This is a genomic window from Arthrobacter sp. NPDC055585 (assembly GCF_053619115.1).
The window spans coordinates 67043-88714 of the sequence record NZ_JBSHIT010000004.1 but is presented as its reverse complement, the minus strand read 5'-3'; the positions used below and the strand labels follow the sequence as shown (position 1 = coordinate 88714).

The following is a 21672-nucleotide window of genomic DNA, read 5'->3' as shown; positions in this document are numbered from 1 at the left end:
GCGTTATCGACACACAGGATGGCGCAGGAGGCAGGAATGACTGAAGAAGCGGGCTCGTCCCCTCGACCGGAGCTCATCCAGCGCAGTCTGCAGCCAGCCTGTTCCGTCCCTCCGGCGACAGTCCTAGCATCGAGTGCAGTGCATCACCCGTGCCTATGACGTCCTATCCGTATCGCGTGATCAAGGAGTGAACAATGGCGCACGTAGACATTGTCGGAAGCGGGAACATGGCCCGGGGCCTGGCGACACGGCTGCTGCACGGACGCACGGACGTCCGGATCATCGGCCGCAACGCTGACCAGACGGCGGAACTCGTGGAATCCCTCGGCGCAGGGGCCTCCTCGGCTCCGGCGGGCAGCCCGTTCACGGCAGAGGTGGTGATCCTTGCGGTTCCGCATGGATCCGTGGCGGAGATTATCCGAGAGAACGGTGACTCCCTGGCCGGCAAGGTGGTGGTGGATATCAGCAACCCGGTCGATTTCTCCACCATGGACCGACTCACCACCCCCGCCGGTACGTCGGCTGCGGAGGAAATCGCGGCGCTGCTGGAAGGCCGGGCCGACGTCGTGAAGGCCTTCAACACCACCTTCGCCAAGACCCTGGTTGAGGGATCGGTGGCCGATCTGCCGCTGGACGTTTTTGTGGCAGGGGATTCCGAAAGCGCCAAACTGCAGGTCACCGAAATCATTGCCCGCTCCGGCATGCGGCCCATCGACACGGGTCCGCTGCACTGGGCCCGTCAGCTCGAATCCATGATGCTGCTGATGATGGCGCTGCAGGTGAACCCGGAACACGAACGCTTTGACTGGGATACGGCGCTCAAGATCCTGCCCTAGCGACTCTTCCACGTCCTTGGCTGGCAGACGCCAGCGGGCCCTCAGCTCCCGTTCTCAGGCCCGGTCCTCGGCGTACAGGCTCCGCATGATCCCGCGGTAGGCCGCCAGGATGGCAGCTTCGCTCTCCCGAGTCGCTCCGCCAAGCGGCGCAATGACAGGACCGGCAAGTTCATCCAGGCGTGTCCACAGCCCGTCGGCGTCGTGCACCCCCGCAGGCAGACGAAGGAACCAGACGTACCCTGGCGGAACCGGCGGAATCCCGGCCTGGGCAAGAGCGCCATCATTTAGTTCGATGATGTCCTGCTCGAAGTCCTCGTCCAGAACCTCCGACGTTCCAACAGCCTCCTGCAGTGAACCGGGGCGGCGGCGCAGCAGGTCGGGTCCAGCTGCGTAGGCGATCAGGAAATGCCGGGAGCTGTAGGGCAGCTGGATGTAGCCGGAGATATCCTCCGCAATCGGTACTTCATCCTACAGCTCCATCATGTCTCCCGGTCTCGGAACTGCCCCGTCCGGTGCGGCCCTGTGGGTCAACCATAGCCACGGATAGCCGCCCAAGTGAGCTGTCAGCGGCCCAAGCAGGATTGCACCGAGAGAGATGCACTCCTTCCCGCTGGCTGTTGCGCCTGATCCTGCTGGGACCACAGGCGTCTCACCCGTAACGATGGCTGGGAGTCTTCGATTTTGATCGAAGACGTGGCTCAACTCTCGGGGAGATACTGCTGCTGTGGACGTTTTCACTGAAACCTTCGGGCAGTAAACGTCTTTTTGAGCCGGTCATAACGACTTCAGCTCACCGAAGGTTTTGGCAGAGTGGAGCATAACGACGTTAACTCACCAAAGGTTTCGGCACACCGGGCCGAAGCGACCGGATAAGCGGGTAGGTCAGCCCCGGAAGACAGGTACCTGAAACGGCAGACGGGCAGGCGGGCCCGGGCTAGATTCGAACGATCGGGACAGGGGTTCCGGAACAGTCTCGTGTCAAGGGGAACTTGGTGCAGCCGACGCCACTTCGCTATGCCCGCGTGGATCGGGGCAGGGCAGGAACGCGATGACATTCGCAAAGAAGATCACAGTTGCCTTCTTGTGCTTCGTCGCAGCAACAGTCCTGCTGATGGTGCTCGTTCCAGACGAATCATGCAGGCCATGAGCTGGAAACGGTTCTGGGCCATCATGGCCGTCTGCCTGGCCCTTATGGTGCTGGCGATATTTTTCATGCTCGACGGCGGCGACATTAATGACCCGGAGTTTATGTGCAGGTTCGGTATGGGCCGCAGGTCGTGGGTGTGCGACTAGCGTCTGTAAACAGCAACCGGCCCACACCCCGAAGAGGGGTGCGGGCCGGTTGCGGGGAAACGAGGGAATCCGGCGCCTTAGGCAGCCGCCACAACCTTCAGCGCAGAGTTCCACTCGTAAGCGGGAAGCTCGTCGTTGGCGGAGAGAAGGATGTGCAGGAAGCCCATGTGCTCGAGCTGGCGGGCACGGCGCTGGGGACCGACGACGACGGGGTTCAGCCCGGCAGCGGAGGCGAACTCGACCACGGCCTGGGTTGCAGCGGCGTCGTCCCCGGCGATGAGGACATCCAGCGGATGTCCGGCCACGGTTCCGTCCGAGAGCGTGGCGGCGAAGGTCGTGTTGAAGGCCTTGACCACCTTCGCACCGGTAGCCTTCTGCAGTTCCTCGGCCGCGGAGCTGTCAGCGGGAACCGACAGCGAATCGAACGTCGCGAAATCCACGGGGTTGGTGATGTCCACGCAGACCCTGCCGGTCAGCGCATCGCCGTACTGCTCCACGATGGCCCGGGAGGCGTCGAAGTAGACCGCCGGAATGACCAGGGCGCCGGTGAGCTGGTCACCCAGGACACCGGAGGTGATGTTCCCGCCCAGTTCTGCCGCCAGGGAGTCGGCCTTCGCCTTGTCCTCGTGGGCGAGGAGCTGGACCGAACGTCCCGCTGCCACTGCGCGGGCGGCCAGTCCGCGGGCCATGTTGCCGGTGCCGATGATGGTGAGATCAGTCATTGTCTTTTTCCTTCTGAAGATGGGGAAACGGAAAGCCACGTCAGTCTTTTCGAGTAGGGGCGGGGCGGTAACCAAACACCTGAACACTTGAAGCTTCAACTACTATGACACGTTTTTGTTGAAGCTTCAAGTGCCACGAAATCCTAGCCACCTAGTGAAATTGCTGTTTTACTAGGTGGCAATAGCGAGACAACGGAAAGCAGCAGCATGGCCGAGACAGCAAAGGCGGACAGCACCACCCGGACGGTGGAACGGGCTCTGTCCCTGCTCAGCGTGGTGTGCCGCCAGGGGGCTGTGACACAGTCCGAGGCCGCCAAGGCCGCGGGCCTGTCCACCAGCACCGCCCTGCGCCTGCTGCGCACCCTGGAAGGAACGGATTTCCTGCGCCGGGAAGAGAGCGGAATTTACCGTCCCGGACCGGCAGTCGTGCAGCTCGGCGTGCTTGCCCTCAGCTCAGAATCCCTGATTTCCACCTATCGTGCCGCCATGGACCGGATCGTCGAGCAGACTGGTGAATCCACTTACCTGAGCATTCCGGCGGCCGGCGGGCACGGGCTCTACATCGCCATCGCCGAAGGCACCCAGTCCGTCCGCCACGCCAACTGGGTCGGTCGCCGTTTCCAGCTCGAGGGAAGCGCCGCGGGCAAGGCAATGGCGGGCGGCGCCGATGCCTCCGCCGGTACGGACTGGCAGGGCTGCGCCGTGGTGAGCGACGGCGTCGAACCGGACATCACTGCGATCGCGGTGCCGCTGACCGCCGGGGGAAAGGCCGTCGCGGCCATGAGTGTTGTGGTTCCCAGCTACCGGGTCACCCCCGCCCGGCTCAAGGACATCTGCCGCGCCCTGACCGACGAAACCAGCGCCGTCCACGCCCCCGGATAACCGAAAAACCAGACACCTGCCGACGATGAAGACGGAGAACCGGATGACCCAGAACCCCACCCCGCGCACCGTCCGCGCGCCGCGCGGCACGGAACTGAATGCCAAAAGCTGGCAAACCGAAGCCCCGCTGCGGATGCTGATGAACAACCTGGATCCGGAGGTCGCCGAGCGCCCCGAGGACCTGGTGGTCTACGGCGGCACTGGCAAGGCGGCGCGGAACTGGGAGTCCTTCGACGCGATCATCCGCACCCTGGAAACGCTCGACGACGACGAGACCCTGCTGGTCCAGTCCGGCAAGCCGGTGGGGGTGTTCCGCACGAACGAATGGGCGCCGCGGGTGCTGATTGCCAACTCGAACCTGGTGGGGGACTGGTCTACCTGGCCCGAGTTCCGCCGGCTGGAGGCCGAAGGCCTGACCATGTACGGGCAGATGACCGCCGGGTCGTGGATCTACATCGGCACCCAGGGCATCCTGCAGGGCACCTACGAAACGTTCGCCGCCATCGCCAACAAACGCTTCGGCGGTACTCTGGCCGGCACCGCCACGCTCACCGGCGGCTGCGGCGGCATGGGCGGTGCCCAGCCGCTGGCGGTCACGCTCAACGGGGGAGCGGTGCTGATTGTCGACGTCGACGAGTCCCGGCTGCGCCGCCGGGCCGGGAAACGCTACCTGGACGACGTCGAGACGGACCTCGACGCGGCCGTCGCCAAGGTGATGGCCGCCAAGGCGGAGGGACGGGCACTTTCCGTCGGGCTGGTGGGCAACGCCGCTGAAGTCTTCCCCGAACTGCTCCGCCGCCAAAACGCCGGCGAGAGCGCGGACTTCGACATCGTCACCGACCAGACCTCCGCCCACGACCCGCTCAGCTACCTGCCCGAGGGCATTCCGGTCCAGGACTGGCACCGCGAGGCCGAAGCCGATCCGGAGGGCTTCACCAAAAAGGCCCAGGCATCCATGGCCCGCCACGTGGAAGCCATGGTCGGTTTCGCCGACGCCGGCGCCGAGGTGTTCGACTACGGCAACTCCATCCGCGACGAAGCACGCCAGGGCGGCTATGACCGGGCCTTCGACTTCCCCGGTTTTGTCCCCGCCTACATTCGGCCGCTGTTCTGCGAAGGCATGGGCCCGTTCCGCTGGGTGGCGCTCTCCGGTGACCCAGCGGACATCGCCGTCACAGACGCCGCGCTGAAGGAGCTCTTTCCCGACAAGGAGCACCTGCACCGCTGGCTGGACGCCGCCGCCGAACACGTCGAGTTCGAAGGCCTGCCCGCCCGCATCTGCTGGCTCGGCTACGGGGAACGCGCTCAGGCCGGACTGCTGTTCAACCGGCTGGTCGCCGAGGGAAAGGTTTCCGCTCCGATCGTGATCGGCCGGGACCACCTGGACTCCGGCTCCGTTGCCTCCCCGTACCGGGAAACCGAGGGCATGCGGGACGGCTCGGACGCGATCGCCGACTGGCCGCTGCTGAACGCCCTGCTCAACACCTCCTCCGGCGCTACCTGGGTCTCCATCCACCACGGCGGCGGCGTCGGCATCGGCCGGTCCCTGCACGCCGGGCAGGTCTCCGTGGCAGACGGCACCGAACTGGCCGCCCGCAAGCTTGAGCGCCTGCTCACCAACGATCCCGGCACCGGCGTCATGCGCCACGTCGACGCCGGCTACGTCGAGGCAGCGCAGGTCGCCAAAGAACGCGGCGTCCGCATTCCCATGGCCGAATAAGGCCCGTCCAGTCACCGGAAAGCACGAACCAGCACCACCGATCCAACCCAGCAAGGACACAGCATGGCAGCAGTCACCACCCTCCTCGACGCGATCTCCGGCATCGGCCGCGACCCGGTGCGCGGCGGCTACACCCGCCCGGTGTTCTCCACTGCGGAGACCGAGCTGCGCGCCTGGTTCACCGGCGAAGCCGAGGCCTGCGGCCTCGCCGTGGAGACCGACCGCAACGGCATCCTCTGGGCCTGGTGGGGAGAGCCGCAGAAAGGTGCGCTGGTCACCGGCAGCCACCTGGACTCCGTGCCCGGGGGAGGGGCCTTCGACGGTCCGCTCGGCATCGCCGCCGCGCTGGCCGCTGTCGACGTCCTGAAAGAGCGCCGCGTGCAGCGCAACCGCTCCCTGGCCATCACCGTCTTCCCCGAGGAAGAGGGCTCCCGCTTCGGCGTCGCCTGCCTGGGCTCACGGCTGCTGACCGGCGCGATAGACCCGGACAAGGCACGGAACCTGCGCGACGACGGCGGCACCACCTTCGCCGACGCCGCCCGCGCCGCCGGGCTGGATCCGGCGCACCTCGGCCGGGACGAAGAAGCGCTCGCCCGGATCGGCGACTTCGTGGAACTGCACGTGGAACAGGGCCGCGGACTCGGCGAGGACGGCCCCGCCGTCGCCGTCGGCAGTTCAATCCTTGGCCACGGCCGCTGGAAGCTCACCGTGCACGGGCAGGGCAACCACGCCGGCACCACGCTGATGGAAGACCGGGCGGACCCCATGGTCGCCGCAGCGCAGATCATCACCGCCGTGCAGCAGGCCGCCGTCGCGCAGCCCGGAGCCCGGGCGACGGTGGGCAGGATCCAGGCTATTCCGGGCGGGACCAACGTCATCGCCTCCCGGGTGGAACTGTGGCTGGACGCCCGCCATGAGGAGGACGCAGTCACCGCCGCGCTGGTGGAAACCATCCACGGCAAGGCGCAGAAGACGGCCGCGTTCGAAGGCTGCTCCGTCACCCTGTCGCAGGAATCCTTCAGCCCCACCACCACCTTCGATCCGCAGCTGCAGCGCCAGCTCCAGCTGGCCCTGCCGCAGGCACCCGTCCTCACCACCGGTGCCGGGCACGACGCCGGGATCCTCGCCGGGCAGGTGCCGGCGGGCATGGTCTTTGTCCGGAACCCCAGCGGTATCTCGCACTCCCCGGAGGAGTACGTGGAGGACGCCGACGCCGACTACTCGGCGCAGGCACTCGCTGATGTCTTGGAGGGATTGCTGTGAGAACAGGACTGTGGTGCGAACGGGCGCTGCGGAACGGGCAGGTTGAAACCGGTGTCCGGCTGAGCGTCGACTCCGCGGGCATCGTCGCAGCCGTGGAAACCGGCACACAGCCGCGACCGGGGGACCTGGTGCTGAACGGCGTCGTGGTTCCCGCGGCGTCCAACGCGCACTCGCATGCCTTCCACCGGGTGCTGCGCGGCCGCACCCACACCGGCGGCGCGGACAGCTTCTGGTCCTGGCGCCAGGGAATGTACCAGGCGGCAGCAGCGCTCACCCCGGCGCTGTACGAGGAACTCGCCACCGCCGTCTACGCCGAAATGGTCACCGCGGGCTACACCTCCGTCGCCGAATTCCACTACGTGCACCACATGCCGGACGGCTCCCCGTACCGCGGGCATGCCATGGAACTGGCCCTGGGCCGCGCCGCGCAGGCCGCCGGCATCCGGCTCACGCTGCTGGACACCTGCTACCTCACGGGCGGCTTCAACGAACCGCTCTCCGACGGGCAGCTCCGCTTCAGTGACGGAAGCGCCGGCGCCTGGCTGGACCGGCTCAAGGACCTGCGGCACACCTTTGAGGCCGAGTTCGATCCGGCGTACGTTTCCGTCGGCGCGGCCCTGCACTCGGTCCGGGCGGTGCCCGAGGACGCACTGCAGACCATCGCGGCCGGTCTGGACCCGGACCTGCCCCTGCACATCCACGTCTCCGAACAGCCCGCGGAGAACCAGGACTGCTTGGTCGCCACTGGGCTGACTCCCGTCCAGCTGCTGCACCGGCACGGCCTGCTCGGCCCCCGGTTAGCCGCTGTGCACGCCACGCACCTGACCCCGGAGGACATTCAGCTGCTCGGGGACGCCGGAGCAACAGTAGTGATGTGCCCGAGCACCGAAGCAGATCTGGCCGACGGCATCGGCCCGGCCGCAGCGCTGGCGGACGCCGGGGCGCGGATCGCGCTCGGCTCGGACCAGCATGCCGTCGTCGATCCCTGGCTGGAAATGCGGGCCCTTGAGCACGGTGAACGCCTGGCGTCGGGCACCCGGGGACGGTTCGCTCCCGCTGACCTGCACCGGGCAGTGTCCGACGCCGGTGCTGCCGCACAGGGACGCCGGACGCCCGGGTTCGCGCCGGGTGCCTCCTGCGACCTGATGGCCGTGGACCCCGCCAGTACCCGGACCGCGGGCTCCGATCCGGCCCAGCTGGCACTGTCGGCCACCGCACAGGACGTCACCGCCGTCGTCGTCGGGGGCGTTCTCACTGCGGAACGGGGCAGGCACCTGCGCCTTGGGGACCCGGGCCCCCTGCTGGCCGCTGCCGCCGCGAACCTCGACGCCGCCGTCCGGGAAGGCCAGCCATGACTAAATCCCTACTGATCACCAATATCGGCGAACTGTCCACGATGGACCCCGCCCGCGGATCCGACGCCGTGATCGAGCGTGCCGCCGTCGTGCTCGAAGGCGAGCGCATCGCCTGGCTTGGCCCGGCGGCGCAGGCTCCCGCGGCAGATGAAGCGAACGACGCCGGTGGGCGGGCAGCGCTGCCCGGCTGGGTGGACTCCCACACCCACCTGGTGTTCGCCGGGGACCGCAGCGCCGAGTTCGCCGCCCGGATGGCTGGGGAAAGCTACAGCGCCGGCGGCATCGCCGTAACGACGGAAGCCACCCGCAGCGCCGGGGACTACGACCTCACCCGGCTGCTGCTGGCCCGCCGGGCCGAAGCTGCTGCCGGGGGCACCACCTGGCTTGAAACCAAGACCGGCTACGGGCTGGACGTGGAGCAGGAGGCACGCAGTGCGCGGATCGCGTCCAGTGTGGTGGACGACGTGACCTACCTGGGCGCGCACCTGGTTCCAGACGGGATGGACGCCGAGGAGTACACGGACCTGGTCTGCGGACCGATGCTGGCTGGTGTGCTGCCCTACGTGCAGTGGGCAGATGTGTTCTGCGAACGCGGCGCCTTCACCGAGGAGCAGTCCCGCCGGGTGCTCAGCGCGTGCCGGGACGCCGGGCTGGGACTGCGGGTGCACGGGAACCAGTTGGGCCCGGGTGCGGGGGTGCAGCTGGCCGTCGAGTTTGGTGCCGCGAGCGTGGACCACGTGAACTACCTTTCCCCCGGCGACGTCCAGGCGCTCGCGGGCAGCTGGGAGGGCTGGAATCGGGACGCCGGGACCGGAACGCCGGGAACGGTTGCCACCTGCCTGCCGGCCTGCGACCTGTCCACCCGGCAGCCGCTGGCTCCGGGCCGGGAACTGCTGGACGCCGGCGTCGAAATTGCCTTGGCCTCGAACTGCAATCCCGGCACGTCCTATACCACGTCCATGGCGTTCTGCGTTACGACGGCGGTGCTGCAGATGGGACTGAGCGTTGCCGAAGCTGTCCGGGCGGCGACCTATGGAGGGGCACTGGCCCTGCGGCGGCACGAAGGCCGGGACGAGGACGGGAAGCGGGCGGTGGGCTCGATCGCCGTCGGGCACCGGGCGGACATTCACCTGCTGAACGCGCCGTCGGCGGCCTATCTTGCCTACCGGCCCGGGATGCCGCTCACCGGCGCGGTGTGGCGGGCGGGGGAGCGGGTCGCCTGAGCTGGAGAGCAAGCGCGGACCGGGGCGCAAAACCGGTTCCTCCTATTTACGGGGCACCGGGGCGGACCTACGATACTAGGCACACTGGCCTGCGTCCGGCGGGGTTGGTGAAGGGCTGAACCTCCTGCGGACCCTAGGCGGCGCTGATGTCTACGTTGAAGTACGAAGAAGGAACGACAGTCCCTCCGCGCGTAGTGCCCGTCTCCCGGGGGCGCGTTGTGGTCGAGTGGCTCACCACTACGGATCACAAGAAGGTCGGCTACCTGTACCTCATCACGTCCTTCATCTTCTTCTGCCTGGCCGGGGTGATGGCCCTGGTGATCCGGGCCGAGCTCTTCCAGCCGGGGCTGGAAATCGTCTCCTCCCGGGAGCAGTACAACCAGCTGTTCACCATGCACGGAACGCTGATGCTGCTGATGTTCGCTACCCCGCTCTTCGCGGGCTTCGCGAATGTGATGATGCCGCTGCAGATCGGTGCACCGGACGTGGCGTTCCCCAGGCTCAACGCGCTGGCGTACTGGTTCTTCCTGTTCGGTTCCCTCATCGCCATTGCCGGGTTCCTCACCCCGCAGGGTGCGGCGTCGTTCGGCTGGACGGCGTACGCACCGCTGTCCAACACCACGTTCTCTCCCGGAATCGGCGGTGACCTCTGGGTCTTTGGCCTGGCCCTGTCCGGGTTCGGCACCATCCTGGGCTCCGTCAATTTCGTTACCACCATCATCTGCATGCGCGCCCCGGGCATGACCATGTGGCGGATGCCCATCTTCACCTGGAACACGCTGGTGACCGCGATCCTGGTGCTGATGGCCTTCCCGCCGCTGGCTGCGGCCCTGTTCGCGCTCGGTGCAGACCGGAAGTTCGACGCGCACATCTTCGACCCGGAGAACGGCGGGGCCATTCTGTGGCAGCACCTGTTCTGGTTCTTCGGCCATCCGGAGGTGTACATCATTGCGCTGCCGTTCTTCGGCATCATCTCGGAGATCCTGCCCGTGTTCAGCCGAAAACCGATCTTCGGCTACAAGGGCCTGGTCTTCGCCACCATCGCGATCGCCGGACTGTCCATGACTGTTTGGGCGCACCACATGTACGTCACCGGACAGGTGTTCCTGCCGTTCTTCGCGATCATGACCATGCTGATTGCGGTTCCCACGGGCGTGAAGTTCTTCAACTGGATCGGCACCATGTGGCGGGGGTCGATAACGTTCGAGACGCCCATGATGTGGGCGCTGGGCTTTATGATCACCTTCCTGTTCGGCGGGCTGACCGGCATCATCCTGTCCTCCCCGCCTCTGGACTTCCACGTATCCGACACCTACTTTGTGGTGGCGCACTTCCACTACGTGGTCTTTGGCACGGTGGTCTTCGCGATGTTCGGCGGGTTCTATTTCTGGTGGCCCAAGTGGACCGGCAAAATGCTCAACGAGCGCCTCGGCAAAATCCACTTCTGGCTGCTGTTCCTGGGCTTCCACCTGACCTTTATGATCCAGCACTGGTTGGGTGTGCTGGGCATGCCGCGGCGCTACGCGGACTATCTGGTGGAGGACAACTTCACCCGGATGAACCAGCTCTCCACCATCGGGTCGCTGATTCTGGGGATCTCCCTGATCCCGTTCTTCTGGAACGTCTACGTGACCTGGCGGCGCGGCAAGAAGGTGGAAGTGGACGACCCCTGGGGCTTCGGCTGCTCCCTGGAATGGGCCACCTCCTGCCCGCCGCCGCGGCACAACTTCACCTCACTGCCCCGGATCCGGTCCGAGCGGCCGGCGCTGGACCTGCACCATCCTGAACTCAAGCCACGGGCCAACGAGAAGAGCGATTCCCCTGTGGCCAGTGTGCTCGGGGCAGCGGACATGGGCTCGGAGGACCCGAAGAACCCGGATCCCCGGCAGTAAGTGGGTGTGTTCTTCGCCTACGCGAAAGAGCAGGACGGGCCTTGCTGCGCAGCGGACCTGGGTTAGGGCCGCCCGGCGCAGGTGGGGAACAATGGGGGGCATGAAGATAGCCATACTGGGCGATGTTGGACAGCCGGTCTACCACGTAGGCGACGAGGCCATGACCCATGCGGCGGTCGCAGAGCTGCGCCGGCGCGGGTTCGATGACCTGCTGGTGCTGAGCCGGAATCCCGCGGAATCACGCCGTGCCTTCGGAACCGACTCAGCACCCACACTGTCCTTCCCCTGGCCGCCGGAAGAACGGTCCGACTATCTTGCGCGGGTCCTGCGCGCCGCAGATGGCGACGCGTCCGCGCTCCCGGAGCAGGACCAGGCCTGGCCGTTTATCGATGTCCTGCGCGGCTGCGGAGCTCTGGTGATTGCCGGAGGCGGGAACATGAACTCCATCTACGGCTGGCTTCTCTACGAACGTGCAGCGGCCGCCGCCGTCGCGCGCAGTCTCGGCCTCAAAGTTGTGGTCACAGGCCAGACCCTGGGCCCGGACCTGCACGGCCCGGACCGGGACGTGGCCCGGGACCTGCTGCGCAGCGCCAGCCTCGCCGGTGCACGGGAAGAACCTACGCTGCACCTGATGCGGGAAGTCGCCGGCGATGATGCCGGCGTCCGGGGCTGCCTGGACGACGCTTCCTTCTTCGCATCCGATTCCCTGCACGCTGCGGCTCAGGAACCTGCTGTTCCGGACGGACCGTTCATCGCAGCGACTTTTGGTCCAGCCCATGGCGAGGCAGACCGGAACGCCTACCTGGACGCCCTGGCCGGCGCCCTCGACCAGGCAGCCGAGGCAACAGGCTGCAGTGTGGTGTTCATTCCGCACATGGCCACGCCACGCACACCGCTCTTCGGAGATGAGGAAGCCCCGGCTGAGGCGGGGGCAGCCGTGGACGAGAGTATGCACCAGGAGATCGCGGCCCGGATGAGAACGCCGGACCCGGTGCTGCTGCCCATCCAGAACGCTGCCCGCACAGCCGCGATGACCGCCCGTGCAGCGATGGTGCTCACCTCCCGCTACCATCCGGTGGTGTTCGCCCTGGACGCAGCGGTGCCGGTGGTAGCCCTCGCGCCGGAAGGGTACAGCGATGTGCGGATCCGCGGAGCGCTGGAGAACTGGGGTGCGGGAAAGCTGGCGCTGACCCTGCCGTCCCTGTTCGACGGGTCCTTCGCCGAGGCGGCCAGGGATGTGTGGAAGAACCGCGACGCCGTCAGCACCTATCTGGGGCGCACCGGTGACGGGCGCAGAACCGCTTTCACCCACTGGTGGGACGCCGTTGCAGCGGTCCTCAACGGGAAGGACGCAGCAGCACCGGCTGCCCCGCAGGAACATCCAGCCGAGTTCCCGGCCGGCCTGGACGGAGCGTGGCAGGACCGGGATGCTGCGCACCGGCACACGTTCCTTCCACTGGCTTCGGCCCTGGCCCGGCTGCGCATCGAACACGAACACCTGCACGGGAACCACGCCCGGACCCTGCGCGAACGCGACGATGCCCGCGGGGAACTGCAGGCCTGGAAGAACTCCCGAACCCACGCGCTGCTGGGGAAAATGGCCCCGGTCCGGCGAATCCTGCGAGGTAAGAAATGAACGAACAGACTGACGTCTCCGTGGACGTCGCCATCATCACACGCACCAAGAACCGTCCGGTGCTCCTGCGGCGTGCCGCCCGGGACGTTCTGGCCCAGAAGTTCACCAACTGGCACTGGGTCATTGTGAACGACGGCGGCGATGCCGCAGAGGTGGACGCCGTTGTTGCGGAAGCCCCCGGCCTCAAGGACCGGGTGACGGTACTGCACCATCCCCGCAGCCTGGGCATGGAAGCGGCCTCCAACGCAGGAATCGCTGCGAGCGAGTCGGCGTTTCTGGCCATCCACGACGACGACGACACCTGGCATCCGGAGTTCCTGTCCCGGACAGTCGAATACCTCCGCACCCACGAGGACGCGGGCGTGGGAGTCCGGACCGAGATCGTCCTTGAAGAACTGCAGGGCGACCGGGTTGAGGAGACAGGCCGCGTGCCCTTCGCCTCGGACATTTCGTCGCTGGTCCTCGGAGATGCGCTCCGCTACAACCGCTGTGTGCCCATTTCCCTGCTGTACCGCCGGGACCTGCACACCGTAGTTGGCGGCTACGACGAGACGCTCAACGCCGTCGGAGACTGGGAGTTTCTGCTGCGGGTGCTCCAGCAGCACAGCCTCGGCTTTATCGACGGCGAGCCGCTGGCGTTCTGGCATCACCGGCACGGAGCGGAAGGCGCAGCCGGCAACAGTGTGCTTGCAGGCAAGGACGACCACCGGCATTTCGACAAACTGGTCCGGGACCGTTACCTGCAGGACTACGTCAAGCAGCACGGACTGGGAGGCGTGTTGTTCCTTGCCGGTGAAGGCAAGATGCAGGCAGACCACCTCCACCAGCGGCTTAACTACTCCGAGGAGATCCTGCACGAGCTCCGGGACCGGGCCATCCGGGCGGAGGAACGGATGACGGCGCTGGAGAACTCCATCAATGACGCCAGCCTCGTCAGTCTCCTGCGGCGCCGGTACCGCCGGCTGCGGGACCGGCTGCGGCGTTCCGCGGGTACCGGCAACTGACAACGCCGGGGCGCCGGGTTACCCCCGTGAACCTTCCCTGATCCGGGCGGCGAAGTCCCCCGGATGGGTTGCGGGCCACCAGTGTCCGGCGTCGACCGCGGTGAACCGGACGTTGGGGGTGAACTCCTCCACACCCTGGTTCAGGGCCGGGGACAGGAACGGATCGTGCAGCGGCACAATCACATGCACGGGTATATCAACTGTGCCCTGCACCGCAGAGTGCCCCGGGGAAGCAATGTTCGCCCGGTACAGGGCGAGCCCGCGCTGCGGGTTCCTGCCGGCGGGCCTGCCCTGGGTTCGCTCATAAAGCCGCGAGCCAACGAGGGAGAAGAACAGTTCCGGCAGCACCGGGATCTGAAAGGCCGCCACGTAGGAACTGCGCAGGCACTGCTGGAGGACGTCGAACCAGCCGCCGGGTGTCCGCAGCCGCTGGGCGAACCAGCTGCGGAAATGCTGCAGATCCGGACCCGAAATGCTGAGGTATCGGGAAAGCCGGGGCTGCGCCCGCGGGTCCCGGGCCGCAGCCCAGCCCTGGATGGACCCCCAGTCGTGGCCAACCAGCTGGACCGGCCCGGCAGCAGCTGCCTCCAGGACCGCGTACAGATCATCGACCAGCAGCGGCAGCCGGAAGTTCGCCAGCGCCGCTTCCTGGACGGTGGAGAGTCCAGCGTCGCGGGTGTCGTAGGCAATCACATGATGGTCTTCGGCCAGCAGCGGAATCACCCCGGCGAAGACCGTATGGTCGTCAGGATATCCATGGACCAGCAATACTTCCGGAACGCCTGGCCCCGGATCCGGACCATACTCGTAGACGGCGAGCTGCGCCTCGTGTCCGCTGACCCAGCTGCGGCGTTCGCTGGGGTGCAGGGGCGCCGGGGCCGGCTGGCGGGTTCCAGGGAGGGTCACTGTCCAGGTCCTTCCGGTCTTGGGGTACGCGGCTGTGCTGCCGGACCGCGTGTGGCGGCCAGCCTACCTTCCCTGTCCGCGGCCGCCCACCGCCTGCCGCAGGTTAAAGAATGGCGCCGCCCGGACCGTGAGGTCCAGGCGGCGCCATTTTCTTAGTTGGTGCGCACTAGCCGCGGCCGGAGAGGCAGATCAGGTAGCGGGCATAGTCCACTGCATACTTCAGCCAGCCCCGGAGATCCCACCAGTTCTTCGGCGGGACGGGACGGACACAGGTGGGCTGCTCCGGTGCGGCATCCACGGTGACCGGAATGGTCACCGTCGTAGCCGAGGGATCCGCGGTAAGGACCAGGGATCCGCTGCCGGAAGCCGACGCCGGAATGGTGGCCGTGACGCTGGCTGAACCTGCGCTGACCGGAACCGAGCCAAGCGCGACGGCGGTTCCGCCGGCGGGGACCCAGCTGACGGCCAGCGTGGTGTTCGCAGGGCTGCCCAGCGAGGTCAGGTCCAGCTTCTCCACAGCGAAGGAGACACTGGAGCCGGCCTGCACGGTGGCCGGGGCCCCCTTGACGATGACACCCTGGCGGGCGAAATCAGGCGAAACCGGGCTGCTGGCCTCCAGGTAGCTGATCCAGGCATCCCGGTCGATCAGGCCGGAGTCGCGGGTATCCGTTCCCTGCGCGAAGGTGGAGAAGTTGTCTCCGCCCTGGGCCAGGAAGCTGAACGTACCCACGCGGTAAGCCCGGTTGGTGTCCAGCGGTTCCCCGTTGATGGTGACCGACTGGATGCGGGAGCCGGCGGGCTGGTCCGGATCGTAGGTGTAGGTCACGTTGTCAGAGAGGCCAAGCGCCAGGAAGGACCGTGAGCTGTCCGCAGGCTGCCACTGTTCCTCCAGCACCGACTTCAGCTGCGCACCCGTAAGGGTGGTGGTCCACAGGTTGTTCACGAACGGCAGCACGGCGTTGGCTTCGGCGTAGGTGATCACGCCGTCCTCGCCGTAGTACAGCTCAGCGCGCAGTCCGCCCGGGTTGACGACGCCGATTTCGGCTCCGCCGCGCTCGGGGGAGCCGAGGGAGGAGAGCAGCGAGTCTGCCACCAGGTTGCCCAGGGTGGACTCGTTGCCGCGGTCATCGCGGGAAGTGCCCGCGAAGGCCGTGGTGATGTCCGCCGTGACCGAGCCAACCGGCTGGTTGCCGACCTCGGCCGCAAACGCCAGGGCTGCGTCGACAATGCGCTTCACTTCGGCAACTGCCGGGTAGGCGGAGACCAGCGCATCAGCCGGTTCGGTGGTGCGGGCAACGTTCCCTGCGGTGTAGGAGAGAACCTCGTCCGTCTCGGCGTTGTACGCGAGTTCGATCTGGCCGATGAACTCGCCGTAGGAACCGGTCTGGACAACAGGACGGGTCTTGCCGTCGACACCCGGAATGGGAGCGTCCCATGCGTACTGCTTGTGGGTGTGGCCGGTGTAGATGGCGTCCACCCGTGCGCTGGTTTCCGTCACGATCTCCGCGAAGGCACCGCCGCCGGCGATCTCCTCTTCCAAGGTGGCGCCGTCGGGCGTTCCCGAGCCGGCGCCCTCGTGGTATTCGGCGATGATGACGTCCGCCAGGCCCTCGGCTTCGAGGCGCTCAGCGACGCGGTTCACTGCTTCCACCGGATCGCCGAACTCAAGCGCGGCTATGCCGCCCGGGGAAACCAGGGTGCCGGTTTCCTCGGTGACGGCGCCGATCACGGCCACCTGCACGCCGTTGACGTCCAGGATGGTGTACTCCGGCAGTGCCGGGGTGGTGGTGCCCTTGAGGTAAACGTTGGCACCCAGGTACTCGAAGTCCGCGGCAGGAACCACACGGTCCGTGAGGTCCGTGAATCCGCCGTCGAACTCATGGTTGCCCACTGCCGAGGCCCGCAGGCCCAGGGCGTTCAGGACGTCGATGGTGGGCTGGTCCTGCTGTACCGAAGAGGCGAACAGGGAGGCACCAATGTTGTCGCCGGCGGAGAGGAACAGCGAGCTGCCCTCCGGTGCGGCGGCCTTGAGCTGCTCAACGGTGCCGGCGAAGTTCACCGTGTTGCCGTCAATGCGGCCGTGGAAATCGTTGATGTTGAGCAGGTTCAGGTCGGTGACCTCGGCCTCGGCCGGAGTCAGGTCCATGCCCACCAGGATCGGATCGTGGTCCGAGGACCGGTAGGGATCTGCTGCGTAGTAGTCGTTGACGTTGTAGTTGTACCGGCTGTACTCCAGGGCCACCGACTCCACGGAGTTGATGTTCCAGATGTCGGTTCCGGTGACGTCCTCGGCAGCGGCGGGGGAGGCCAGGATGTGGTCCAGGGAACCCACCAGGCCGCTGAAGGCGTAGGAGTGCTTGCCCGTGGCCTTGCCCAGGTTCACGTAACCGGCTTCGGCGAAGACCTGCATGGGGTCTTCTGCGGCGTAGGAGTTGAAGTCGCCGAGCAGGAAGACCCGCTCGGTTCCGGCGTCCTGTGCCACGGTGTCCGCGAAGGCGGCCACGGCCTGTGCCTGGCGGACGCGGTCGGCGTTCCAGCCGCCCTGCCCGTTGTCTGCGTTCTCTCCGCTGGACGGTGCCGAGCCCTTGGACTTGAAGTGGTTCGCGATCGCCACGAAGCTCTCGCTGTCTTCTCCGCCGGCCGGCTTGAAGGCCTGGGCCAGGGGTTCGCGGGCGTTGGAGAACACGCTCTCGTCATTCAGGATTACCGAGTCGCCCACCGGTTCGGCGGCAGCGGTCCGGTAGATGAACGCCGTGCGGATCACGTCTTCGTCATCGGGCAGGGCCGCGGGGGAGCGGACGTAGTCCCAGGTGCCCGGCGCGTCTGCGTTCAGGGCCGCGGTGAGGTGGGCCAGAGCGGTGTCCCGGTCCTGTCCCAGCTCGGCGGAGTTTTCGATTTCCATCAGGCCAACGACGTCGGCACCCAGAGCGTTGATGGCTGCGACGATTTTCGCCTGCTGGCGTTCGAGGTTCGCTTCGTCGGCAGCACCGCGGGCATCGCAGCCGCCGCGGACGGTGACGGGAGCACCGGAGCGGTCGTTGTAGTAGGTGCAGCCGGAAAGGTCCGCGCCGGTGGTGCTGAAGTAGTTCAGCACGTTGAACGCGGCGAGCTTCAGGTTGCCGCCCACACTCTGTGGTGCCGCAGTGCGGGTGTTTTCGAACGACGCCGGCTGGACAGTTTCAGCGTTGGCGGGAGTCAGTTCGGTCAGCGGCTGGAACTTCCACGCACTGTTGCGGAAGTCCAGGATCACGTTGGTGGTGAACTCTGCCGGGGACCCGATCCGTACCGGATCGGTGGACGTCAGGTACGGCAGCGGCTTGGCCTGGTTGGCGGCGGAGAGGAAGTTGGTGGTGGCGCCGTCGTCCAGCTTTACCGCCTTTGCCGCGTTGTTGGCGACAACCGCGGCGTGCTCCGGAGTGCCCACCGGTGCGACGGCGGTGGGCTGGACCAGCGTCTCGGTGCCGGCTGCGAGGCCGATCTCTGCGTACTGGTTCAGGGTGTAGTTATCCGTAACGGTGAACTCGCCCTGCGGTGCGAGCAGCATGCCCTCAAGGGTTTCCCGCTCGGGGTCGGTGGCCGGCCAGGCCACCGTGGCGGGCTTGACCTCTTCAGCAGCTTCGCTGAGCTTGGTCAGGCCGCTCGCCGGGACGGTCAGCTGGGTCAGGCCAAAGTATTCACCGACGGTTCCGGTGACCTCGACGTAGTCGCCGATGGCAACCTGGCCGACGGTGTCCGCGGAGAAGACAAAGATGCCGTGGGAGGCGGTGTGGGTTGCGGGATCCAGTTCGCCGCCGGTGCCCGGGGTCTGGATGTAGTAGCCGCTGAAGCCGCCGGTCGGGTAAGCGGCGGTGACCTTGCCGCGGGTGGTGACGTTCTGGCCGACCAGCGGGCTTGCCTCCCCGGTGCCCTGGATTTCGGCGATCGCAACTGCACCGGCCGGCGGGTCCGTGGGCTCCGGGTCGGTTGGTTCGGGATCAGTGGGTTCAGGGTCCGGTACGGTGCCGGATCCCGCCGTGTTGGTCGGGGTGACGGCGGCGCTGAGGCTGAAGTCCGCGGCGTTGTTGTTGGTGTCCGCGAATTCGGTGCGGTTCAGGGACTTCGGATCGGAGTTGCCGGCCGGGGCGGCGGCCGGAGCAGTCTCGAAAGTATTGGACGTTCCGTAGCCGAGCAGGTCCACGACTCCGGGCTGATCCGTCACCGAACCGGTGGGCAGCGGGTTTACCGCGGACGCCTGGCTGGCGAGGACCAGAGTGCCGGACCCGCCGGAGAAGCTCGCTCCGATGGTGGCGTCGGCCGCCGGCAGGGCAACACCGCTGGTGCCGTTGCTGGCGCCCTGGATCAGGTAGTAGCCGCCGGCGGGAATGCTCCCGGAGAGCCGGCCGACGCCTGTGGGTGCGCCCGTGCTGCCTGCGGCACGGTACTGAAGCGACCAGCCGTCCAGGCTGACCGCCGAGGTGCCGGGGTTGTACAGTTCAACGAATTTGTTGGTGAACGGGGCGTTGGCACTGCCACCGCTCAGGTAGGCCTCGTTAATGAGGACGCCGGAGGGTGCTGCTTCCTCGGCGTGGGCGGGCAGCGCCGCCAGTGGTCCGGCCAGCAGGCCGGCAGACAGTGCTGTTCCCAGCGCTGCCCTCCATCGGGTAAATCTCATGCCTCATTGCTCCTTTGGGGGAAAGGATGCCGGATTCGGGCGCGCGGTAACGGCATTGAAAACGGCAGCGGGTGCGGTGAACCCCTTCTGGATACCACCCCGGAGTGACAGGCATATGAATTCCGGCCCTTTGGCCGCCTAACGGTACGTAACTCTTGACAAACACCGAAAAGGGGACCTAATCACTTGGATCAGGCCCCCTTCTTCGGTATGGGTATTAGACGTTCGAGTTCTTCACGGAAGTGCTCAGCTTTTCGCCGTCTACACGGTAGACGGTGCAGAGGATCTCTCGGTCACTGCCAAGCGTCCAGGACATCGCCGTCGGCGTCAGGTATCCAATGTCCAGGGCCGAAACGGAGTAGTCAGTGCCGATGTAGGGCTGAAACTGGGCGAGGCAGAATTCCTGGGCCATGGTGTCCACGGCTTCCTCGCCGGGGTAGGAATCGGCGTCGATGTCCATGGCTGCGTAGACCTCGGAGTCGTGCGGCTCAGTGCAGGGCAGGACGTCGACGTCGCTGACTTCCTCTGCATCCGGATCATCAGCCATGCAGTCTCCGACCTTCAGGTTGACCGCCTCCACGGTTTCCGGCGCTGTTTCTTCTGCTGCCTCGTCAGCAACGGTGTCTGCCTCAGGCGCCGCGGATGCCGCGGCCGGCGACTCGCTGGTCCTGGGCTCGTCGTTGTCTGCTGAAGACCCCGAGGCACCGCACCCGGCAAGTGCGAGTGCAAAGGCAGCGACAGTGATGGCTTTTCCGGCGCGTGCCAGTTGTCCCTGGCGTGCGGAATTCATGCGAATAACTCCTTCTGCTGTGAATGGTTTAGGTTCTCCACCCCCCAAATGGGCCGGAAACCACCACAAGAGACTATGTGCAACACAAGCATGCTTATAAATCCGCGAAGTAACATGCCGGCGCAATATGCATAGGCATTGAAGACGGCAAAGAAAAACACCCCGGTCCAGGACCGGGGTGTTCGGGAGGTCATGCTGCCTGCCGGCAGGGCAGGAAGCGGACCATCCCGCCAGCGGAAGGTAAGGGATTCGAACCCTTGGTACGGGGTTACCGCACACTGGTTTTCAAGACCAGCTCCATCGGCCGCTCGGACAACCTTCCTCCGCTTAGTAGTCTGGCAGATGAGCGCAGTTCACCAAAATTTTCCCCACTTCTGCAGGAGGTTTTATGAAAGCCATAGTCATCACCGAAGCCGGTGGCCCCGAGGTCCTGGCCCTGCGCGATGTGCCAGCACCCGTGCCGGGGCCGGGCGAAGTCCTGATTGACGTGGCGGCAGCGGGACTCAACCGCGCGGACGTCCTGCAGCGCCACGGCAACTATCCCGTTCCGCCGGGTGCTCCCGAATATCCGGGCCTGGAGGTCTCCGGCCGGGTGGCTGCGGTGGGCACGGGTGTGGAGGGGCTGGAAGTGGGCGCCGACGTCGTTGCCCTGCTATCCGGCGGCGGGTACGCCGAGCAGGTCGCAGTTCCTGCCGGGCAGGTCCTCCCGGTTCCGCCGGAAATGGACCTGGTGACCGCCGCAGCGCTGCCCGAAGTCGCAGCCACCGTTTTCTCCAACCTCTTTATGGCCGCCGGAGTGCGCGAGGGCGAGTACGTGCTGATCCACGGCGGCGCCGGCGGAATCGGCACCATGGCCATCCAGCTTGTCGCGGCCTTCGGGGCGGTGCCCATGGTTACGGCCTCCAGTCCGGCCAAGCTGGAACTGGCGCGCAGCCTGGGTGCCAAGGTGCTGATCAACTACAAGGAACAGGACTTCGTCGAGGAGGTCCGGGCCGCCACCGGCGGCCACGGTGCGGACGTCATCCTTGACGTCATGGGCGCCAAATACCTGCAGCGCAATCTGGACGCGCTCGCCGTCGAAGGCCGGCTGGTCATCATCGGGCTGCAGGGAGGCACCCGGGCGGAACTGGACCTGAATGCGCTGATGCGCAAGCGCTGTGCCGTCATGGGCACCACCCTGCGCGCGCGTCCGGAGGCGGAGAAGAGCGCCATCATGGCCGCCGTCGGTGAGTATGTGTGGCCGCTGCTCAAGGACGGGACCGTAAAACCGCTGGTGGACCGCACGTTCCCGCTGGCCGAGGCATCCGCCGCCCACGAGTACTTTGATTCCGGTCAGCACACCGGAAAGGTCCTGCTCACCGTCTAGGGGAACCGGCGGATGGCCGGGGCGGCGTGTTGCCGTCCCGGCCACGGCGTGTGTGTGACCCGTATCTCACCTCCGGTGCTAACCTCTTGCGCATCACCCGCACCTTTTCACCAAAGGTGAGGACCCGCACTGC

16 protein-coding genes and 1 tRNA gene are annotated in these 21672 nt (G+C 66.6%); 11 read left to right on the top strand and 6 right to left on the bottom strand.

All coding sequences use genetic code 11. From position 1 onward, the window contains the following. Positions 1-194 precede the first annotated feature (194 nt). Complete coding sequence (locus ACWGQ2_RS08510) at positions 195-836, top strand: NADPH-dependent F420 reductase (RefSeq protein ID WP_452016241.1); 642 nt, start codon at positions 195-197, stop codon at positions 834-836. 54 nt (positions 837-890) lie between these two features. On the opposite strand, the gene ACWGQ2_RS08505 is transcribed toward ACWGQ2_RS08510, so the two are convergent. Beyond that, positions 891-1268, bottom strand: a complete 378-nt coding sequence (locus ACWGQ2_RS08505) for a DUF5956 family protein (protein ID WP_452016685.1) — start codon at positions 1266-1268, stop codon at positions 891-893. A 702-nt stretch (positions 1269-1970) separates the two neighbouring features. Here ACWGQ2_RS08505 and ACWGQ2_RS08500 point away from each other — a divergent pair. Then, positions 1971-2129, top strand: a complete 159-nt coding sequence (locus ACWGQ2_RS08500) for a hypothetical protein (RefSeq protein WP_452016239.1) — start codon at positions 1971-1973, stop codon at positions 2127-2129. A gap of 77 nt (positions 2130-2206) precedes the next feature. Here ACWGQ2_RS08500 and ACWGQ2_RS08495 read toward each other — a convergent pair whose 3' ends face one another. Next, positions 2207-2851 (bottom strand): NADPH-dependent F420 reductase, encoded by a 645-nt coding sequence (locus ACWGQ2_RS08495; protein ID WP_452016237.1) that lies wholly within the window; start codon positions 2849-2851, stop codon positions 2207-2209. A 207-nt stretch (positions 2852-3058) separates the two neighbouring features. On the opposite strand from ACWGQ2_RS08495, the gene ACWGQ2_RS08490 reads away from it, so the two are divergent. The 8 genes from ACWGQ2_RS08490 to ACWGQ2_RS08455 all read left to right on the top strand — a co-directional run bounded on the left by ACWGQ2_RS08490 (position 3059) and on the right by ACWGQ2_RS08455 (position 13826). Then, positions 3059-3733, top strand: a complete 675-nt coding sequence (locus ACWGQ2_RS08490) for an IclR family transcriptional regulator (RefSeq protein ID WP_452016235.1) — start codon at positions 3059-3061, stop codon at positions 3731-3733. A 43-nt stretch (positions 3734-3776) separates the two neighbouring features. Continuing rightward, positions 3777-5453, top strand: coding sequence for a urocanate hydratase (hutU, locus tag ACWGQ2_RS08485; protein WP_452016233.1), 1677 nt, complete (start codon positions 3777-3779; stop codon positions 5451-5453). Between the two features lie 63 nt (positions 5454-5516). Beyond that, positions 5517-6716 carry an allantoate amidohydrolase gene (locus ACWGQ2_RS08480; protein WP_452016231.1) on the top strand — a complete coding sequence of 400 codons (1200 nt, stop codon included), beginning with the start codon at positions 5517-5519 and terminating at the stop codon, positions 6714-6716. After that, the gene (locus ACWGQ2_RS08475) at positions 6713-8071 is read left to right on the top strand and encodes a formimidoylglutamate deiminase (protein ID WP_452016229.1); all 1359 of its coding nucleotides are present in this window, start codon (positions 6713-6715) and stop codon (positions 8069-8071) included. The genes ACWGQ2_RS08480 and ACWGQ2_RS08475 overlap by 4 nt, the downstream gene beginning before the upstream one ends. Continuing rightward, positions 8068-9294, top strand: coding sequence for an amidohydrolase family protein (locus ACWGQ2_RS08470; RefSeq protein ID WP_452016227.1), 1227 nt, complete (start codon positions 8068-8070; stop codon positions 9292-9294). Before ACWGQ2_RS08475 ends, ACWGQ2_RS08470 begins: the two co-directional genes overlap by 4 nt. A gap of 146 nt (positions 9295-9440) precedes the next feature. Then, positions 9441-11186, top strand: coding sequence for an aa3-type cytochrome oxidase subunit I (ctaD, locus tag ACWGQ2_RS08465; RefSeq protein WP_452016225.1), 1746 nt, complete (start codon positions 9441-9443; stop codon positions 11184-11186). 100 nt (positions 11187-11286) lie between these two features. Continuing rightward, positions 11287-12822: a polysaccharide pyruvyl transferase family protein gene (locus tag ACWGQ2_RS08460; RefSeq protein ID WP_452016223.1), complete on the top strand. Its 1536-nt coding sequence runs from the start codon at positions 11287-11289 to the stop codon at positions 12820-12822. Beyond that, entirely contained in the window at positions 12819-13826 is a 1008-nt protein-coding gene (locus tag ACWGQ2_RS08455) for a glycosyltransferase family 2 protein (RefSeq protein ID WP_452016221.1), read from the top strand. Before ACWGQ2_RS08460 ends, ACWGQ2_RS08455 begins: the two co-directional genes overlap by 4 nt. 18 nt (positions 13827-13844) lie before the next feature. Here ACWGQ2_RS08455 and ACWGQ2_RS08450 read toward each other — a convergent pair whose 3' ends face one another. The 4 genes from ACWGQ2_RS08450 to ACWGQ2_RS08435 form a co-directional block, all read right to left on the bottom strand. Then, a complete protein-coding gene (locus tag ACWGQ2_RS08450) occupies positions 13845-14732 on the bottom strand; it encodes an alpha/beta fold hydrolase (protein ID WP_452016219.1) in 888 nt (295 codons plus the stop codon). A 166-nt stretch (positions 14733-14898) separates the two neighbouring features. Further along, positions 14899-19383 carry an ExeM/NucH family extracellular endonuclease gene (locus tag ACWGQ2_RS08445; protein ID WP_452016217.1) on the bottom strand — a complete coding sequence of 1495 codons (4485 nt, stop codon included), beginning with the start codon at positions 19381-19383 and terminating at the stop codon, positions 14899-14901. A gap of 217 nt (positions 19384-19600) precedes the next feature. Then, on the bottom strand, positions 19601-20173 hold the full coding sequence (locus ACWGQ2_RS08440; protein ID WP_452016215.1) for a septum formation family protein: 573 nt from the start codon (positions 20171-20173) through the stop codon (positions 19601-19603). A gap of 234 nt (positions 20174-20407) precedes the next feature. After that, positions 20408-20495 (bottom strand) — tRNA-Ser (locus ACWGQ2_RS08435). A 66-nt stretch (positions 20496-20561) separates the two neighbouring features. On the opposite strand from ACWGQ2_RS08435, the gene ACWGQ2_RS08430 reads away from it, so the two are divergent. After that, positions 20562-21539, top strand: coding sequence for an NAD(P)H-quinone oxidoreductase (locus tag ACWGQ2_RS08430; protein ID WP_452016213.1), 978 nt, complete (start codon positions 20562-20564; stop codon positions 21537-21539). Positions 21540-21672: the final 133 nt, after the last annotated feature.

Coding starts and splice junctions, on each gene's coding strand:
- ACWGQ2_RS08470 (WP_452016227.1), top strand. CDS start 8,068: ATGACTAAATCCCTACTGATCACCAATATCGGCGAACTGTCCACGATG.
- ACWGQ2_RS08440 (WP_452016215.1), bottom strand. CDS start 20,173: ATGAATTCCGCACGCCAGGGACAACTGGCACGCGCCGGAAAAGCCATC.
- ACWGQ2_RS08430 (WP_452016213.1), top strand. CDS start 20,562: ATGAAAGCCATAGTCATCACCGAAGCCGGTGGCCCCGAGGTCCTGGCC.
- ACWGQ2_RS08455 (WP_452016221.1), top strand. CDS start 12,819: ATGAACGAACAGACTGACGTCTCCGTGGACGTCGCCATCATCACACGC.
- ctaD (WP_452016225.1), top strand. CDS start 9,441: ATGTCTACGTTGAAGTACGAAGAAGGAACGACAGTCCCTCCGCGCGTA.
- ACWGQ2_RS08500 (WP_452016239.1), top strand. CDS start 1,971: ATGCAGGCCATGAGCTGGAAACGGTTCTGGGCCATCATGGCCGTCTGC.
- hutU (WP_452016233.1), top strand. CDS start 3,777: ATGACCCAGAACCCCACCCCGCGCACCGTCCGCGCGCCGCGCGGCACG.
- ACWGQ2_RS08480 (WP_452016231.1), top strand. CDS start 5,517: ATGGCAGCAGTCACCACCCTCCTCGACGCGATCTCCGGCATCGGCCGC.
- ACWGQ2_RS08445 (WP_452016217.1), bottom strand. CDS start 19,383: ATGAGATTTACCCGATGGAGGGCAGCGCTGGGAACAGCACTGTCTGCC.
- ACWGQ2_RS08460 (WP_452016223.1), top strand. CDS start 11,287: ATGAAGATAGCCATACTGGGCGATGTTGGACAGCCGGTCTACCACGTA.
- ACWGQ2_RS08510 (WP_452016241.1), top strand. CDS start 195: ATGGCGCACGTAGACATTGTCGGAAGCGGGAACATGGCCCGGGGCCTG.
- ACWGQ2_RS08495 (WP_452016237.1), bottom strand. CDS start 2,851: ATGACTGATCTCACCATCATCGGCACCGGCAACATGGCCCGCGGACTG.
- ACWGQ2_RS08490 (WP_452016235.1), top strand. CDS start 3,059: ATGGCCGAGACAGCAAAGGCGGACAGCACCACCCGGACGGTGGAACGG.